Source organism: Faecalicatena orotica, assembly GCF_905197545.1.
In the GTDB taxonomy this organism is placed as follows: domain Bacteria; phylum Bacillota; class Clostridia; order Lachnospirales; family Lachnospiraceae; genus Faecalicatena_A; species Faecalicatena_A orotica.
Map to the genome: position 1 here is coordinate 163540 of NZ_CAJJZH010000008.1, position 18293 is coordinate 181832.

Below are 18293 nucleotides of genomic sequence, written 5' to 3' on the forward strand. Positions count from 1 at the left end.
TCCTTTCAATTTATTTCGTTCCGAAAATGCGGTCTCCTGCATCTCCAAGACCGGGTACTATATATTTATGTTCGTTCAGGCGTTCATCCAGTGCACCTATATAGATATCAACATCCGGATGTGCCTCCTGCATGCGCTTAACCCCTTCCGGAGCAGCAATTATACACATAAAGCGGATTCTTTTTACACCCTTGTCCTTCAGCATCTGGATCGCTGCGGTGCTTGATCCTCCTGTAGCCAGCATAGGATCTACAACGAATACCTGTCTTTCATCACAGTCTGCCGGCAGCTTGCAGTAATACTCCACAGGCTCAAATGTCTCCGGATCACGGTAAAGCCCGATATGTCCCACTTTTGCAGCGGGTATCAGAGTCAGCATTCCGTCCACCATTCCCAGTCCGGCCCTTAAAATCGGCACAACGGCCAGTTTCTTCCCGGCAAGTTCTTTTCCGATTGTCTCGCAGATTGGTGTCTTAATCTTTACATCCCCAAGCTTCAGGTCACGTGTTGCCTCATAGCACATCAGGCAGGCAATCTCACCGACAACCTCGCGGAATTCCTTTGTCCCTACCTCTTCTCTGCGGATGTAGCTGATTTTGTGCTGAATCAATGGATGATCCATAATGTGTACTTTTGACATCATTCTCCTCCTTGTGTAAATGTATTTAATTTATTTGTTAACTTTTCTATCAGCTTCGTGATAATCTCATAACATTCCCCGTATGCAGTCAATGGCTGCCCATACGGGTTCGGTATTTCTGTATTGTCCTCTGTGAACTCATTTAGAGTATAGACATTTTTAATATTTTCATACTCTGAAACTACTTTCCACTTCTGGCTGTCTTCCATCGTAAGGATCAGTGTATCTTCCTGTAGGTCATCCGCCGAAAGTGCAATGGAAGAATGTCCCTCCAGAGTCATCTGGCCGCTCTTCATAATTGCCTCCGCCTTTTGATTTGCAGGCTCGGGAAAGAGCACGACAAGGCCACGGGAATCAATCGTATACTCCTGATTTAAATCCTGATGCTTTAACAGCCCGGCCGCCATAGGCCCCCTGCTTGTATCTGTATTGCTTAAAAAAATAATTCTCCTGTATTTCTGCTGCTTTACAATCGGCGCAGCAAAAATCCTGACATGCCCTGCTGCCTTTTCCAGCCTGTTCATGATGGCATTGCCAATCCCCTGAACAGCAAAAGACTCGCTGTAAATCTCTGAGACATCTTCTTCATCAAACTCGCGTAGAACGGCATAAAGATTCCTCGCAATCGTCTTATCATTCTCTCTGGAACCTATGTTTTTCACAAGCCCATGTGTATAAAAAATTTCAGTCTCATTCGTTGCGATGATTCCAATCTTCTTCCCTTCACGGAAAGCCGCGTAGGCCAGCTGGCGGATAGCGAGCACTTCTTCCCTGAGTGTACCCTCCACAATCGTAAGCTTTGCTTTTGGAGCATAGTGGCGGTATTTCATTCCCGGCGCTTTTGGGGCCTGATCGCTCTCACTTCCAAGGATGGTCTCATCCACGCTGACCGGGCCGATCACTTTCTCCAGCATATCCACAGTAACGGCACCCGGGCGCAGAATCATAGGAGGTGTGACTGTCATATCCAGAATCGTAGATTCCAGACCGATATCCACGCTTCCCCCGTCCAGAATCATCTCAATCTTGCCGTCCAGATCTTCCTGCACGTGCTGCGCAGTTGTAGGGCTCGGCCGTCCCGATGTGTTAGCGCTGGGCGCAGAAACAAAACCACCTGCTGCCAGAATCAGCTCCCGGGCAATCACATCGCTCGGCATCCTGACCGCGACCGTATCCAGTCCGCCAGTGGTGCCATAGGGAACCTGCCCACTCTTTTCAAATATCATCGTAAGCGGCCCCGGCCAAAAATGAAAGGCCAGTTCTTCCGTCTCCGGAGGTATATTGACCGCAATCTCTTCCAGAGCCTGCATATCTGCAATGTGTACAATCAATGGATTATCTGAAGGACGTCCCTTTGCTGCATAAGTCTTCTTTGCCGCCTCCTCATCCAAGGCATTCGCTCCCAGTCCATAGACCGTTTCCGTAGGAAATGCAACAAGACCGCCCTGTTTCAGAATGTTACCTGCTTCTAATATCACTTTTTCGTCTATCTGATTAGGATCTACTTTTTTTATTATTGTTTTCATAGGGTCCATTATACCATCATTCATAGTAAAAAAAAACAGAAATTTATGAACAGGCTTTCTACAGACTTATCCACATTACTGTTCACTTATTTGGGCAGGCAATCCTTTATCCCCTCAGAAATAGCCTCTGCCAGTGCATTCTGGTATTCATCACTTCCAAGTTTTTCCGCTTCCTGTGAATTACTCAGAAATCCGCATTCTACAATGATAACCGGTACCTCCGTTTTCTTCAGCATATAGTATGTATCATTTGCTTTCGCCTGTCTCTTATTGTCCGGATCTGCCGTTAGCAGTGCCTGCTGCATAATCTTCGCAGCGTTTTCCCCTTCCTTAGAGTGGGTATAATAAAACACCTGCGCTCCATGTATACTTTCTTCGGGATAACTGTTCTGGTGGATACTGACAGCCAGTGACGGCTTCGCTTTGTTAATAATTGAGACACGTGCTTTCATGTCCTCTGCCTTTGAATCTGCAAGCCCTTCTGCATCTTCACGGGTCATGACTACCGCAAACCCCTGTTTCTCCAGATTTGATTTTACCTTTTTCGCAATCTCCAGGTTCAAATCTTTTTCTAATGCCTGATTTATCCCCACTTTCCCCGGATCTTTTCCACCATGGCCGGCATCAATAGCGATAACCTGCTTTCCTTCTGCCTTCGCCTGGGCTGCTGTCTGCACACTTTCATCCGCCATGTAATTCTGATACAGATATTCCCCCGCCTTCTGGCTGCCTGCCACTGCACACCCGAGCAGCAGTATAAGTGCCAGTAATCCTAATTTCCGGCGCAAAAAAACATCCCCTTTCCCATATATTATTTCTAAATATATGCGGAAAAGAGATGTTTCTTTCCTAATTTACATATTGAAGAATCAAATCCCAGATATTTGATTTTTCCCAGCCAAGACGCCATTCGGCAACTCCGGCAAGATTATTCTCTTTGATGAGCTTCAGCTTTTCCTCAATGGACTTGCTGTCCTCCAGCCAGATCTTGTAGGTTCCGCCGTCAGTCTCCCATTCAGCGTAATTCTGCTTTGCCTTGTCATCCCATGTGGTCTCTGCACCGGCAGATTTAACCATATCCTCTGCCTCTTCCATTCCCAACGCCGTGCTGCTCACCTTATTCGGATAGTCTGCGGCCTCGGTTCCCGCTTCTTCCTCCAGTTCTGAGGCTGTCTTTGGTGTCTCCAGCCAGAGTCTTGTATAGAACGGGATTGCATTCACGAGTTTTGTATTCGGAACCAGTTTCAGAGCGTTCTCAATGCCATCTTTTACATAATTATAAGACGCCACGGAACCTGCCTCATAAGAGCCGTCTGTGTGCTCATCATATCCCATGATGATCACATAATCCGCTACAATTCCCTGTTCCTTCAAATGGTAATGCTCATTATACGGCATTGGAACATAATCATTCACAGAAAATACGAGGTCATTCTGTCTGCACTTTACAGACAGCTCTCTTACAAACTGTATATAATGCTCTCCACACTCTTCCGAGATCAGTTCGAAATCGAGATTGATCCCGTCAACCTGTGACTGCAGCGCCGCCGCAATAACCTGGTTGATCAGATTCTCCCTTTTTGAAGTATAACTCAATACTTCGTATGTCTCATCATAGGAGTTGATTCCTCCATGAAAATCACGCAGTACAGCCCATACATCCAGATTGGACTGATGTGCATAGTTTACATAATCAGAGTTGGCAATCGATGATATGTTGCCTTCTGTGTCAGAAATACTGAACCATGTCGGTGCGATTGTAGTCAGCCCCTTTGTACCTGCGATTGTCTCAAGTACATAGCCGTTGGCGGTGTCATTCTCCACATTATGCCATGCCATGTTGATCGTACTGCCTGTTGAGATATTCGTGTACTCCGGTTCATCAAACTTTCTGGATGTTACTTCCTTTTCAGAGGTCTTTAGCGAGCTTGTCTTAACATATCCAATAAACCCGTCATCAGTACGGACCTTCATCCAGTCATTCTCGTCTTCCAGTACCCTTACCTTGTCAGACTTCTTTACTTCTGTCAGAATCGGACTCTTAACTCCGCCCTGATACCTGACTTCTGTATCTCTCTTTAACACAGCATAGGAATGTTCACCCCAGTCACACTCAATAACCGCTCTCTCAGGCACTGCTTTATCCTTACTCTCATAGATCTGATAGTCCATGTTCGTATATTCCTGGATAAACGCAAGCGCTATATATGCAGTCTTTCCTTCTGCCTTCAGTATTACATAATCTTCACTTTTCTTTTCTTTAATATCTGTGTACTCTTTGCTGCCCACACTTACAGAAACACTGCCGCTCGGTAATGTATATAACAATACATTTTCATTGGAATCCCAGTAGAAACGCTCATTGATATAATCGCGTACTACAGAATATTCAATATAAGGCACACCGTCAAATACCTTTCCTCCGGCTGTTCCGCCTTCCAGCGCGCCGATTACCTGATTATTCACAACTGTAGCCAGATCGTCATCACTTTGTATTCCATAATATTGTTTCAGATCGGCCTTCTCTTTTGATGAGCCGTATTTCTTCCAGACAATTAATCCACCTATTACTATGATAATCAGTACAATAAGAAGTAATATCCTTATAATCAGATTGCGTCTCCTTCTCCTTGCACGGCTGCTTCTTTTTCTTGGATTCTGTCCGCTGCTTCTTGAGCTGCCTGGTCTAGGGCCATTCGGGCCTGCGCCTGCCGGCCGGGGATTCCCCGTCCTTGCATCGCTGCTGCCTGGGCGTCTTCTCTGTGCATTCTGCTGTCTCGCCCTCTGGGCATTCGCAGCTCTTCTTTCTCTTTCGTCCATGCCGCACCTCCTATTAGACCCTATTATACCTTATGAAACAGGAGTAGTTCAACCTGAATAACATATTTTTTACCCACTGTTCATTTTTTGTATGATTCTCGTTCATGTAAGTGCCGGCTATCCGGCAGCAGGGGGGATTCTCTGCCTAGTTCTCAAAATGATTTTCATTATTTTCATTAATATTTACAAAGATAAGTGATTTTATGTATCCTTCGGGATCGAGGATATAGTCCCGCATATAGCTGCCTTCCTCACGGACCATGTGCGCGGTCACTATCTGCATCGGGCTGGCCTTGCTGCCGTCCATCAACATACATACTCCATTTTTCTCATAATTCTCCAATTCTGTGTATAACTCTTTGTAGCTGTAAGCTGTATCAGCGTTCTCCATGGCTTGCTCCTTTCCCTGCCGATTCGGATAAATATTACAGGCGCTTTTTATGTATGACCTCTCGAAGGCATTGTGACGTACCACCGGATAAAAGCGCAATATGGAAGATAGCATGAATCTGCAGTTAACTCCTCTTAAGAATTTCTGATGATCTTGTCTTTGAAACAGACAACTGAATTTGAATTGATTAACATAAAAGACAGGATTTCCTTCATATCCTGATAGAAGAAAACCAAATACTTTACTCCTCCTTTCATATAAACATTTATTTATCCAGGAATACTATCTTCTGTAACTGCCATTATAGTGAGCGCCTGCAGGCATTTCAATGTGTTTTTTGTTCATAAGCCATCCACATTTGTTGACAACTTTCCTGCCAGAACTATTTTATTTAAATTATTCACATTTTGAGCTGTCCAGATGAAGAAAGTCTGCACATTTCCCTGATTCACAGAAATAACTGCGGCTTCGGATATGCTGCCACCGTTAAGGAGGCACTGTACCCGAAGCCGCAAAAAATTTATTCACTTTCAAAGAACCGCCGATACTGCTTTTATTTCTTAATCAGCTCATAGAATCGGAAAAATCCATTCATAAATGGTACGCGTATGATATGTTCCACTGGTTCTTCTTCTGTCTTGGCAGAATCGAACCGTTTAACCGGGCGTATCTTTTCGCCGCATGGATAAAACTCTTCGCCACTTTCCAGATCCCGTATTCCGCAATATTCCTCACCCTTTAAGATAATCTCCAAATCCTCCGGATATGGGCGGTATGACTGAACACCAAAGGTTGCGTTATCATATAAGAAGAGATTATACTTCGCCTCAGCCTCCAGATATACAGGATGGTTCTTTGCCATCATCTTATGGATACTTCCGATGATATCCTTCGGCAAATGATACAGATCAGAGAAATTGTCCGGGATATTCAAGACGAACAGATGTCCGTTCCCATAAAAATCATCTAAAACTAACGGGAAATTACAGTCCCCTGAAATCATTGCAATCTCACACCAGGTTGCATTCGTCTTATAATCCAGTGCCTCTATGCTGATATCGTCCTTCGCACTGCAGAAGGATTTGTGATTCGTATAATAAGAATCAATCCAGTATTCTCTCCCCTTGACTCTTCTGCCAGTCAGACGCACGGATGTCAATTCCTTAATTCCTCTGTCATATGTCTTCCTGAGAAATCCCGTCGTCACAACCGCATTTCCGCCTTCTGCGATATACCGCTCCAGCTTCTGCACGATTTCCGAGTCACACGCTGCACTCTCTGTCAGCAGGATAACAGGCTCTTCCTTCTTGAATTCCGGGGTCGGCTCCAGAGCGCCTCCCAGCATTCCTATGTAGTTCATCAGCTGATCCTCGCCGTCCGCATCGAAGGGCTCATATACGCTTGTTCCTGTCGGATTTCCGGTCTTATCCAGGATAGCGTCCACCCGCTCCATGCAAAGGCCCAAAGGCGGCAGTGCTGCCGTCTCAAGCAGTTCGCTGAAGTTAAACAGCATCAGTTCTCTTGCGCCTGCAAATACGGTAAGTGCAGCCTGTTCCAGCCAGACATTCAGGTTATCCCAGGAAGCACCCTGATCGATCCAGCCGCCCCCATTACGCCCGGGCGCCGCATTTTCCAGAAGCCGGATTAAGCTGTAGCTTAAATATCTCTGCAAATGCTGCTGGTCATATTTCGGATTTCTGCTCTCTGTTCCTGTATAAATATGGTCAAAAATAAATCTCTGTTTCCCAGGGTTGTATCCACATTCCTGATAGGATTCATACCAGTTTGGATACTTAATGATAAAGTTACACTTCGGATTGACCTCATGTGCCAGCTTTACAATCTCCTGTGCCATCTCTTCCATCTGATCCAGGCGGAACTGCGCCCAGGTTCTGTCTCCTTTTTCCCTGATACACATCTCACAGCGGCATGCCGTAAAGAAAAAGTCATCCAGAATCACTTCGTCGAACTGGGCTGCGGTATTTTTCACAATTTCCATATACTTCTCACGGTATACTGGATCAGAAAAACAGAACACATCAAAAATACTGTTTTTCTCATGCCCGTCTATTTTAATTGTTGAGGTGATCCCTCCGGAAGCTTCAATTCCATTCTCCAAAAACAACTTCTTAATTTGAGCCATTTTCTCATTCGGAATATCATACAGCCCTCTGTGTGTTTCCAGGTACACTTTGTGCAGGGAAATGTATTTCTTAAAAAACTTGATTCCCGCTTCTATCTGTTCCAAATCTGCAAAATGAAGAAATTCCGCATGAACATATGCTGCCACCTTAAAATTTTTAAATTCTTTCATTTCATCCTCCTATTTTAAAACCAGGGAAGAATCGGTCATCAGAAACTCCCCCAGTCTTAAATATGCTTCGAATTTATTTACTCGTTTGCCTCCAGAATCGTCTGAATCTTATCGTTGATTGTAGAAGTAATTTCGTCAATCGGTGTATCGGTTCCCAGTACTGTACTGCTTGCCTCTGCTCCGAGTTCCTCTCCCTCAATGACATTGACTGCCGGGAATGCTCCCTTATGTGGGAAGTTCAGCGGAACACCTACAGGAATGATGGATTCTGCAAATACCTGTTTGAATTTGTTGTCAGCGATACTGGAAAGTTCCATCTGGGATTTTCTGGACGGGAATGGCCCCATCTGTCCTTCTTCCCAAAGCACATCTGAATTTTCAATCCACCATTTAATGAATGTCTTAACTTCTTCCGGATGCTTTGTCTGCTTGTATCCCATAATACCGTTCATTCCCATCATGCCTCTCTGGATTCCTTCCGGGCTGGTAAGAGGCTCTAAAACTTCACATTTATCATAAAATTCTTCACTCTGGTTCTTAATCTCAACACTAAAGTCCGCGCTCATTACTATAAACGCTGCCTTTTCCTGCATAAAAAGCTTTACCGCCTCATCACGCTTATAGCCTGCACTTCCCGGTGCGCATACATCTTTCAGCTTTCTGAGGAATTCCAGCGCTTCTTTTGTCTGCGGAGTATCAAAGTTCGCCTGTTTGTCTTCATCAATATAGCTTCCGCCGTTATCGAACATCAGGGCTTCTAACTGCCACGGGTTATTTCCTGCAAGAGCAAGCCCGTATACGCCGTCTTTTGTCAGCGCCTTACAGCAGTCGTAAAATTCATCCCATGTAGTCGGTGCAGTAAGACCTGCCGCATCCAGCATTTCTTTATTATAGTAGATTCCCTTCGGGTCAATATTCCAGGGCATTGCAACCTGCTGGCCATCCATCTGGAACTGATCCAGGCTTCCGTCTACAAAGTCATCCAGCTTTCCTTCCTCTTCAAACGCCTTCACCACATCATCCATCGGCAGGATTTCGTCCATCTCCGCGAACTGATGAGGCTGATATGCAGAACCGGTACTAACATCAAGATCTGCACCCGATTCAATAGCAACATTGAATGCATTAAAGCATCCGTCCCAAGGAATCGACTGATATTTTACTTTAATCGTATCCTTATGTTCCTCATTAAACTGATCCACCAGTTTTTCTGCTACATTCTGGTATTCCGCCGGTCCCCACGGCATATCCCAAAATGTAATCTCGGCAACCCCTGATCCCTTTGAATCACTGTCTTTTGAACTGTCACTTCCGCCTGATTTTCCACATCCAGCGAGAGATACTACCATTGCTCCTGCAAGAAGGAGGCTCATAATTTTTTTCGTTCTCTTTTTCATCTTACATTCTCCTTTTTCTACTTTTCTTCTATCTTAATAGTGCATCCCACTATCAGATTCTAGCCCTTTACCGCCCCGGCCGTCAGCCCGGATACAATATGCTTCTGCATAAATATCAGGAAAAACAGTACCGGAATAATTGTCATTGTGGAGGCCGCCATCAGGGAGCTCCAATCTGTGTCAAACTGCATAATAAATGTCTGCAGGCCCAACGGCAGTGTTCTCAAATCCTGACTCTTCAGGATAACATTTGCCAGCATATATTCATTCCAGCAGTTGATGAATGTAAAAATAATAATAGATGCAATTCCTGAGCTGGAAAGCGGAACCACTATTTTTGCAAAGGACTGAAATACATTACAGCCGTCTATTTTAGCCGCTTCATCAATCTCTGACGGTATTCCGTCAAAGAATCCGCTGATCATCCATGTACAAAACGGAATGTTCGTAGAGACATAAACCAGTATCAGCCCCCACAGTGAATCCCCTAAACCAATGTCACTCAGCAGCACTACAACCGGAATCATAAGAAGGACGCCCGGGAACATCTGAAGGATCAGGAACAGGCTGGAGTAATGCTTAAAAAACTTAATTTTTTTCGCATACCTTGAGATTGCGTATCCCGCGAGGCACGATACAACCGCCACTATAATGGATACGACAATCGCCACCATCAGGCTGTTTAGAACATACTGGAAAAATGGTGTCCTTTCGAGTACGTTTTTAAAATTTTCCACTGTCGGGTGGTGTGGGAAGAGATTATTATTCGTAAAAATCTCTTTGCTGCTCTTAAACGCTGAGCCAACCATATTAATAATAGGAAGGTTGATCAGAAGTCCAATAAGCAGCAGTACTGCATAAAATGCTGTCGCTTTTAATTTTTTATACTTATTCATACTGTTCTCCTCCCTTAATCATCCTGTGTCCGCAGCAGCCTTCGGTATACATAAGACAAAGCGAACATAATGATCATCATAACTACGGCTACTGCTGACGCATATCCCCATTGATTCCTGTAGAAAGCGAGATTATATGTATAAATTGAGATATTCATCGTCGCTCTCGCCGGGCCGCCTCTTGTCAGCAGATATACATTTTCAAAGTTATTGAAGCTCCAGATCATCATCAGGACTGTGGAGACTACACTTATACCTTTGATCATAGGCATGGTAATATAACGGAAACACTGGAATCGGCTTGCACCGTCGATTCTTGCCGACTCATATAAGCCATGATCTATATTCTGCATCGCCGCTAAAAGAACCAGCAGCATAAACGGAAAGCTCTTCCATGCGTTTACCATGATTGCAGATAGCTGTGCCGCATGTTTCGTCGCCAGAAACAAAATCGGCTCTTTGATAACGCCCCATTTCATCAGTGTCGTGTTAATGAATCCAGTCTGGTCATTCATCATCCAGATCCAGGAGTTTGCCGCAACTACGGATGGAATAACCCAGGGAAGCAGAAACAGTGCCCGGAAAAAATTCTTTCCTTTAAACTCTCTGTTAATCAGCAGTGCAATGCAAAGTCCAATCAGGTAAATAATCACGACAGATGCAATTGCAAAGAAAAATGTGAATCCCAGAACTCCCCAGAATTCTTTATCCCGGAAAATAATTTCTATGAAGTTTTTTAATCCCACAATTTTTGTTTTTTTAGGGTATAAGAAATTGCGGTTTGTAAAAGCCAGCATGATACCTCTGACTAATGGGTAGATATTCACACCCAGAAGCATCAACGTGGCGGGAAGTATAAACAGATACCCCGATTTTTCGTCTCTTTTCTTTTTCACATTATCACCTCAGTTTTTATGGCAGCCAATTTCCTGCAGCCTGAAAGTTCTCATAACGTTGTTCTCACTAGAGCCAAAACCTTACTGCACCGCCACTTAGGCATTTCCCGGATATGGCTTTTTCCCTTCTGCATTCCTGAATGATCTTCGGGGCCTCCAGTCCCCCTCCTGCCAGTCTCTTTTTCATACTTTTTCCTCCTCTCTAATTAAATTTATATGATTATTATATTATCGTTCCTAGATTGCTTCTTTTGAATCCACTATTTTTTTATTAATAACGCGTATATTCATTTTGTTTCTTTCTATATTTTTGTGATATTTTTCGTATTTAAAGTTATTTCCGCTCTCTTTTTCTTATATTTGTATTATCGTTCATATTAACGATAATGTCAATATCTTTTTTCATATTTTTAATACAAATTTTTTAACTGCATTTTTTTATAAACTCTTCCTAAATTCCTTTACATATTTTTTGTTTTTGTTTATACTAATAGTGAGAAGATATATATTTTTTTGATATTACAATTCGTGAGGATGTGATTATATGAAAATCGAAAAACTGAACGACAATCAGATTCGCTGTACACTGACACGTGCCGACCTGGCAGCGCGCCACCTGAAATTAAGCGAGCTTGCCTACGGCACAGAAAAAGCTAAATCTCTTTTTAGAGATATGATGCAGCAGGCGTCTTTCGACTTTGGCTTTGAGGCAGAAGACATCCCTTTGATGATAGAAGCAATTCCTGCTTCAGCGGATTCTATCGTTTTAATCATCACAAAGGTAGAAGATCCGGAAGAATTAGATACCAGGTTTTCCAAGTTTACACCACTGGGGGAGGCAGACTCCGTCGTACCTGAGACTCTGGAGAAGCTGGAAGGGGCAGAGGAATTCCTGAATTTGCTTAACAAGGTAAAGGAGGCTGCAGCTGACACAAAGGATGCATCATCCACGGTTGCCGACGCGCCTGCGCCGTTTAATGTGCGCCTGTTCTCTTTTGACAGCATGGATCGTGTGATCCAGGTCGCCCATCTTCTTGGACCTGTATACCACGGCTCCAATACACTTTACCATGATACGGAGAATGAATTATATATCCTGGCCCTGACACAGTCAGGCCATTCCAACAAGGAGTTCAATAAGATATGTAATATGCTTTCCGAATATGGATCTCTGGAAAAAGCTTCCGGTGCAACCCTTGCATTTCTTGAGGAGCACTGCGATATCATGATTTCCGCAAATGCTGTGCAGAAGCTTGCTTCTGTATAAGGAAAACAGTTTGATAAAAATCCCCGGGAGGTTATGCCTTCCGGGGATTTTTATGTGGATAACACCACATGCGGTCATATTTTATGATACGTTACGGTTCACTGGCACGCCTGTAAGCAGTAACTATTATACACCGGCTGCATTCATAGAAGCGTTGATCTTTTCTACAAGCAGGTCGGAATCAAGACCATGCACCATAGCCGCCTCTGCAAGAGACTCCATCTGTGCAGACGGGCATCCAAGGCAATGCATGCCAATCTCCATTAAAATAGGTGCTGCGTCCGGATAAATCTGTAATAATTCTCCGATTGTCGTATCTTTAGAAATTTTGGACATTTCTTTTCCTCCTTACATTATTAGTGCTTTTTATTATAGTCCCTATTTTTTAAATAATCAACCGTCTAAAATGCAAATTTATTGTATATTAATGTCTAAAATATAAGTAACTGTTCAGAACCATGAACAGTTACACCGCAAGCCCATGAAAATCGCCTTTGGCGATGGGGCTTGCTTCTGGCTGTTCTACGTTTTCGTACGGACTGTGCAGTAAATGCACAGTCCTGTACTGAACAGTTACATAATATCTTATAATACATCTGATCTAAAGTCATAAAACCTACGCAGAAATCAGGTACATCTCGAGATAATTTTCTGAATTGTTCGCACAATTATTTTCAATTTTTGACTACTCAAAAGTCAATCATTTTGCTGATTTTTTTCGACAAAAAATTAATTTCATAATAACTGAACAAAACGTCCGTTCTTTTTTTTAGAAAAGTAATCCACATAAAACACATGTTTTTGTGTGGATAATGTGGATAACTTTGCTAAAAACTATATTTTTCCACGTTTTTTTTGGAATTTAGTGTGGATAAGTTGAAAACTTCTTTTTCCACACTTTCGACATTATTTTACATTTTTGTGCACTTTGTCTATGCCATCCTTTTCACATTTCCTGCAAAATCCGAGCTTTTTTCCTATATCTTTCCATAATGTCTGAACAAATACATTTGCTTGCCAAATTATTTTTGTCGAACTATGTATCTTCTTATCCAAAGTGGAAGAATACACTAAAAAAGCCGCACCAGAAAAATATTTTTTTCAGTGCAGCTTTCATTATTCTATTTGTCCGGCACAGTATTATCAGTTTCCTGATTTCTCCCCAATACTGTGCCTTCATAATCTATATTATAATACTCTCCTCACCGTTATGATCGGTGCATAAGTTGCGCTGCATATTCCGATGCCGTCTGACTCGTTCATTGCGTTGACGATGTTACCATCTCCCATATACAGGCCCACATGACCATCATATAAGACAATATCGCCTGGAATTGCATCCTCATAATTAACTGCCGTCCCTACAGATTCCATATCCCATGTTGTCCGCGGCAGGCTGATTCCAAAGTTTGCATATACGGATTGTACGAATCCGGAACAGTCAGCGCCCTCTGTGAGGCTTGTTCCGCCCCATACATAGGGGTTTCCTATAAACTGGCACGCATAATCAATGACTGCCTGTCCACCGGCCGCCTGATCCTTGATCGCAGCCGCCTCCAGGGCTTCCTGTTGTCTGCGGGCCTCCTCGGCCTGCTTTGCAGCTTCTTCGCGTGCGATGCGCTGTTCCTCTTCCTCCTTGGATTCAGCATATGCATACTGTTTCTGTACATCTATATAGTCACCACATACCCATCCATTTGTTTCTCCTACTTTTACAGGATACCATCCGTTAACAGCTTCACCTGTTACTTCATACTGCTGCCCCGCCGTAATCTGGGTCAGTATTCCGGCATCGGTTCCCTGCCCGTCCCTGACATTCAGAAGATCGGCATTCACTGTTGCCTGGTTCTGTTCATATTCTGTGGCATGTGCCTCGGCGCTGCTCCCTGTCAGCAGACAGTCGGCAGGCACATAGCCTTCTACCGAACCGGACCTGATCTTTGTCCAGCCTTCATTATATTCAAGTACCTCGGCCGCTGAATTCTGATACAGCTTGCCGACCCAGTCACTTGCTTCATCCGGGGCACTTCTAATGTAAGCATAGTCACTCACATTAGAAAATGCCATATTTAAATACTCACCCTCGCTATTTTGTACCAGATAAAGATTAATGTTCTCCTTTACATTTGTCTGGTAGCTTTCTTTTACTATCGATTCGATTCCTGCAACCGGAATGACCGGAACATTTTCTTCACTGCTGTCCGCGGCCTTAACCGTAATTACACTCCCCGGAACCATAATCGCTCCTGCTAAAGCAGAAAGAATCAATTTCTGCTTCATACGTGCTGCTTTCATATAAAACCTCCTTAAGCCTTTCTTGCAGCTTTGCTGCAAATCTACCCGTGGGGTAATGAATTGATTCCCCTGGGTTCAAGTGTCTTTATCTTTTGTAGGAAGTTCTAAATGTTACATAATTGTTAACTTTTGTTACGATGTTATTATAGCAACCTATTTCCGATGTGTCAACATATTTTCAAGCGTTTTCATGCTACATAGTTCGACAGTTTCCTTTATATTCCATTATTTAAAAAAGTTTTATCAACCATTTTGTTAATTATTTTGTAACATTTTATCAGTTCTATTCCTTCTATATAGATGTTTATAAACTTTTAATTTTCACAAAATCTTCATCCATATATGTCTGAAAGCTTCTATAATAGAAATATAGGAATATCCATTTTCTAAGGCCTTTGTTTACCCACAAAAAAAAATTACTTTTTTTAAAAATAGTATTGACATTTGTGTGATTATGTATTATATTCTAACTACAGTAACAATTACTATTATTACTTTACAGATTAAAAGGAGGTTTACATTGGCAGCTTTGAAGTATAGTCGGCAACGAGAATGCATCAAAAGTTATCTGGCGATGACGAAAGAACATCCCACTGCCGATACGGTTTACCTGCATGTGAAGAAAGAATTTCCAAACATCAGCCTTGGTACCGTATACCGGAATTTAAACCTGCTGACTGACATTGGAGAGGCGATAAAGATTCCGGCCCCCGACGGCGGAGATAGATTTGATGGAAATATCCAGCCGCACAATCATTTTTTCTGCACTAGCTGCAGAAAGGTTCTGGATCTGGACCTGGATATGAAGAATATCGAACAGGTCAATAAAGCAGCTGCCGAAAACTTCGACGGTATTATAGAATCCAGTACCACAATTTTTTACGGAAAATGCGGTGACTGCATCCAAAAGTCATAAGGAAGGAACCCCTTTATAACACGTTCCACACAATCCATGCAGCCAGACTGTATGAGAGATTTTCAAATTTACCATGTGATTAATATAGGAAGTAAGATTACTTCCTATATTAAAATAAATTACTGCCGGACCTTATTGGTCTATCGGCTAAACAAAATAAAAAATATTATAAAAAGAAAAGGAGATTTAAATTATGAAAAAATTTGTATGTACAGTATGTGGTTATGTTCACGAGGGAGATGCAGCACCGGCAGAATGTCCAATCTGTAAAGCACCAGCTGAGAAGTTCAAAGAGCAGACAGGTGAAAGAGAATGGGCTGCAGAGCATGTTGTAGGCGTTGCTCAGGGCGTAAGCGAAGACATCATCGCTGATTTAAGAGCTAACTTTGAAGGAGAATGCTCAGAAGTAGGTATGTATCTTGCAATGGCAAGAGTTGCTCATAGAGAAGGATATCCTGAGATCGGCCTGTACTGGGAAAAAGCTGCTTACGAAGAGGCAGAACATGCTTCTAAATTTGCTGAGTTATTAGGTGAAGTTGTTACAGACAGCACTAAGAAGAACCTGGAGATGAGAGTTGATGCTGAGAACGGAGCTACAGCTGGTAAGTTTGACCTTGCAAAACGTGCAAAAGCTGCTAACTTGGATGCAATCCATGATACAGTACACGAGATGGCAAGAGATGAAGCACGCCACGGAAAAGCATTCGAGGGTCTGTTAAAGAGATACTTCGGCTAATCCAAAATAATAGGATTCATATGTAAATACCTGCATTGGAGTTTCCCCTCCTTTGCAGGTCATTTACTCTTACATGGAAAATTTATCCACATTTTATCTAATTTTTATTGAAACATATGTTCATAATGGTATAATAAACTTATCCATAAAGTAGTCATTCCAAACGGAATGCCTCGTGGACGAACCGGCGGCACTGCCGTCAGAAGCACCAAAAAATAAAGGAGGATTTACACTATGTCTAAGTACGCAGGAACAAAAACAGAACAGAATCTTATGGAGGCATTCTCAGGAGAATCACAGGCACGCAATAAGTATACATACTATGCATCCGCTGCAAGAAAAGCTGGCTATGTACAGATGTCAAACATCTTCTTAGAGACTGCTGACCAGGAAAAAGAACACGCAAAAATGTGGTTCAAAGAATTCCACGGAATCGGTAATACAGAAGAGAACCTGGCAGACGCTGCTGCAGGCGAGAACTATGAGTGGACAGATATGTATGCACGCATGGCTAAAGAGGCTGAAGAAGAAGGTTTCACAGAACTGGCTGCTAAATTCAGAGGTGTTGCAGAAGTAGAAGCTTCTCATGAAAAACGCTATCAGAGACTTCTTGACCACTTCCGTGCTGGACAGACATTCAAAGATGAAGCTCCTCTTGGATGGAAATGTGGAAACTGTGGATATATCTATCAGGGTGATGAAGCTCCTGAAGTATGTCCGGTATGTGCACATCCACGTGCTTACTTCGAAAGAAAAGCCGAAAACTACTAAATACGGGCCATATCTTTAGGCGTGATCAAAATAACAAACGACCATGCATGAACATTTCTGTTCATGCATGGTCGTTTTTATAAACTAATATACATTTCCACAAATCTAACTTCTAAAGTATCAACAATATACCCCTATTTTTCAACAATAAACACATTGAAATTGTTTTTCCGAAATGGTATTCTGGCCATACAAATCTTTATTTCCGGAATATTATATTTTCTGACTTTCGTCAAAAAATCCAGATTTGTATTTCACAATTGAATAAAGCTGCAGCAGATAAAAAAGATTATTGTTTACAGGACTGTCAGTGGATTATTGTTCCCAGATGACCTGAAATAGTCATATCAGCGAACAGTAATGCACATTTTTAAGTTACAAACAGATATACTCCGTACATTTCACATGCTATAATGGAGGTGCAGTACATGACAGATAAAAGGCTGCAATGGCATCCGGCATTTATTGCCGCCATGCAGATTGACTTTGGAGAGGAAGCTGACCGTCTTATTTTTCTTTCCGAGTTGGAATTAAACAAGATGCCCATGAGGATTGATGCACTGGTCATTAAAAAAAATGGTTCTGAACCGTTGAAAAAGAATATGGGCCGATTATTAAAGGGACATAATATCTTCGAATATAAAAGCCCGGAAGACACCCTGAATATTGATGATTTTTATAAGGTTTATGGCTATGCCTGCTTTTACAAGTCCAATTCAGAGCAGACGAATGCAATTAAACAGGATGATATCACTATAACATTCGTCTGCAGCAGGTATCCGCGTAAAATGCTGGAAGAAGTTACACGTTTTCGAAAACTTGAAGTCCGAAAGACTGCCCCGGGAATTTATTATCTGGAGGGTGACCCCTTTCCAATACAAATTTTAATATCAAAAGAATTATCCCCGGAAGAGAACCGATGGCTGGGCAGTCTGCGTACAGACTTACAGCCTGACCAGAGTCTGAATGTTTTGTTTGAAGACTATGAGCAGCATAAAGATTCTAAACTCTATCAGGCTGCTATGGATTTAATAGTGCGGGCTAACCCCGCGGCAATGGAGGAGGCGAGATCAATGTGCGAAGCACTGCATGAATTATGGGCTGAGGACCTGGAAAAGGCTACTAAGGAAATTGCTAAAGAAATCACTAAAGAGGTTACTGAAGAAGTTACAAATAAAGTTACCAAAGAAGTTACTAACAAAGTCACTAAAGAAGTCACCAACAAAGTCACTAAAGAAGTCACTAAAGAAGTCACCCGTAATGATATCCTGCTTTTTGTTGAAATCCTGCTTGAAGACGGGTATGGAGAATCCACCGTCTGTGAAAAACTACACCAGAAATTTCACTTGAAGAAAGAGGATATTCAGGATTATATTCAACAGGTACGGAACAGAAGCAATTAATTTGCAGGCAGATCTGTAAACAGCG

16 protein-coding genes are annotated in these 18293 nt (G+C 42.6%); 5 read left to right on the forward strand and 11 right to left on the reverse strand.

What is annotated here, in order from left to right:
* Nucleotides 1-10: 10 nt before the first annotated feature.
* The 9 genes from upp to ABIN22_RS17210 all read right to left on the reverse strand — a co-directional run bounded on the left by upp (nt 11) and on the right by ABIN22_RS17210 (nt 10880).
* Nucleotides 11-640, reverse strand: a complete 630-nt coding sequence (gene upp, locus ABIN22_RS17170) for a uracil phosphoribosyltransferase (RefSeq protein WP_109733327.1) — start codon at nt 638-640, stop codon at nt 11-13.
* Complete coding sequence (locus ABIN22_RS17175; RefSeq protein WP_109733360.1) at nt 640-2166, reverse strand: L-threonylcarbamoyladenylate synthase; 1527 nt, start codon at nt 2164-2166, stop codon at nt 640-642. The genes upp and ABIN22_RS17175 overlap by 1 nt, the downstream gene beginning before the upstream one ends.
* 86 nt (nt 2167-2252) lie before the next feature.
* Nucleotides 2253-2954 (reverse strand): N-acetylmuramoyl-L-alanine amidase, encoded by a 702-nt coding sequence (locus ABIN22_RS17180; RefSeq protein WP_242996227.1) that lies wholly within the window; start codon nt 2952-2954, stop codon nt 2253-2255.
* Nucleotides 2955-3015: 61 nt separating this feature from the next.
* Nucleotides 3016-4986 carry a glycosyl hydrolase family 18 protein gene (locus ABIN22_RS17185; protein ID WP_346910159.1) on the reverse strand — a complete coding sequence of 657 codons (1971 nt, stop codon included), beginning with the start codon at nt 4984-4986 and terminating at the stop codon, nt 3016-3018.
* A 145-nt stretch (nt 4987-5131) separates the two neighbouring features.
* A complete protein-coding gene (locus ABIN22_RS17190; RefSeq protein WP_109733325.1) occupies nt 5132-5377 on the reverse strand; it encodes a hypothetical protein in 246 nt (81 codons plus the stop codon).
* Nucleotides 5378-5930: 553 nt separating this feature from the next.
* Nucleotides 5931-7691: a putative glycosyl hydrolase gene (locus tag ABIN22_RS17195; protein WP_118622567.1), complete on the reverse strand. Its 1761-nt coding sequence runs from the start codon at nt 7689-7691 to the stop codon at nt 5931-5933.
* Between the two features lie 77 nt (nt 7692-7768).
* A complete protein-coding gene (locus ABIN22_RS17200; protein WP_118622569.1) occupies nt 7769-9088 on the reverse strand; it encodes an ABC transporter substrate-binding protein in 1320 nt (439 codons plus the stop codon).
* A 59-nt stretch (nt 9089-9147) separates the two neighbouring features.
* Nucleotides 9148-9984, reverse strand: a complete 837-nt coding sequence (locus ABIN22_RS17205) for a carbohydrate ABC transporter permease (protein ID WP_109733322.1) — start codon at nt 9982-9984, stop codon at nt 9148-9150.
* A gap of 14 nt (nt 9985-9998) precedes the next feature.
* Nucleotides 9999-10880, reverse strand: a complete 882-nt coding sequence (locus ABIN22_RS17210; RefSeq protein ID WP_109733321.1) for a carbohydrate ABC transporter permease — start codon at nt 10878-10880, stop codon at nt 9999-10001.
* A 544-nt stretch (nt 10881-11424) separates the two neighbouring features.
* Between ABIN22_RS17210 and ABIN22_RS17215 the strand changes: the two genes are divergently transcribed.
* Nucleotides 11425-12147, forward strand: coding sequence for an adaptor protein MecA (locus ABIN22_RS17215; protein WP_109733320.1), 723 nt, complete (start codon nt 11425-11427; stop codon nt 12145-12147).
* 126 nt (nt 12148-12273) lie between these two features.
* On the opposite strand, the gene ABIN22_RS17220 is transcribed toward ABIN22_RS17215, so the two are convergent.
* Both ABIN22_RS17220 and ABIN22_RS17225 read right to left on the reverse strand, forming a co-directional pair.
* Complete coding sequence (locus ABIN22_RS17220) at nt 12274-12483, reverse strand: DUF1858 domain-containing protein (protein WP_109733319.1); 210 nt, start codon at nt 12481-12483, stop codon at nt 12274-12276.
* A gap of 852 nt (nt 12484-13335) precedes the next feature.
* The gene (locus ABIN22_RS17225) at nt 13336-14442 is read right to left on the reverse strand and encodes a C40 family peptidase (RefSeq protein WP_346910163.1); all 1107 of its coding nucleotides are present in this window, start codon (nt 14440-14442) and stop codon (nt 13336-13338) included.
* 520 nt (nt 14443-14962) lie between these two features.
* Here ABIN22_RS17225 and ABIN22_RS17230 point away from each other — a divergent pair.
* The 4 genes from ABIN22_RS17230 to ABIN22_RS17245 all read left to right on the forward strand — a co-directional run bounded on the left by ABIN22_RS17230 (nt 14963) and on the right by ABIN22_RS17245 (nt 18268).
* On the forward strand, nt 14963-15358 hold the full coding sequence (locus tag ABIN22_RS17230; RefSeq protein WP_109733317.1) for a Fur family transcriptional regulator: 396 nt from the start codon (nt 14963-14965) through the stop codon (nt 15356-15358).
* A gap of 193 nt (nt 15359-15551) precedes the next feature.
* Complete coding sequence (locus tag ABIN22_RS17235; protein WP_109733316.1) at nt 15552-16094, forward strand: NADH peroxidase; 543 nt, start codon at nt 15552-15554, stop codon at nt 16092-16094.
* Between the two features lie 234 nt (nt 16095-16328).
* Nucleotides 16329-16865, forward strand: a complete 537-nt coding sequence (gene rbr, locus ABIN22_RS17240; RefSeq protein WP_109733315.1) for a rubrerythrin — start codon at nt 16329-16331, stop codon at nt 16863-16865.
* 428 nt (nt 16866-17293) lie between these two features.
* Entirely contained in the window at nt 17294-18268 is a 975-nt protein-coding gene (locus ABIN22_RS17245) for a 3-isopropylmalate dehydrogenase (RefSeq protein ID WP_346910166.1), read from the forward strand.
* Nucleotides 18269-18293: the final 25 nt, after the last annotated feature.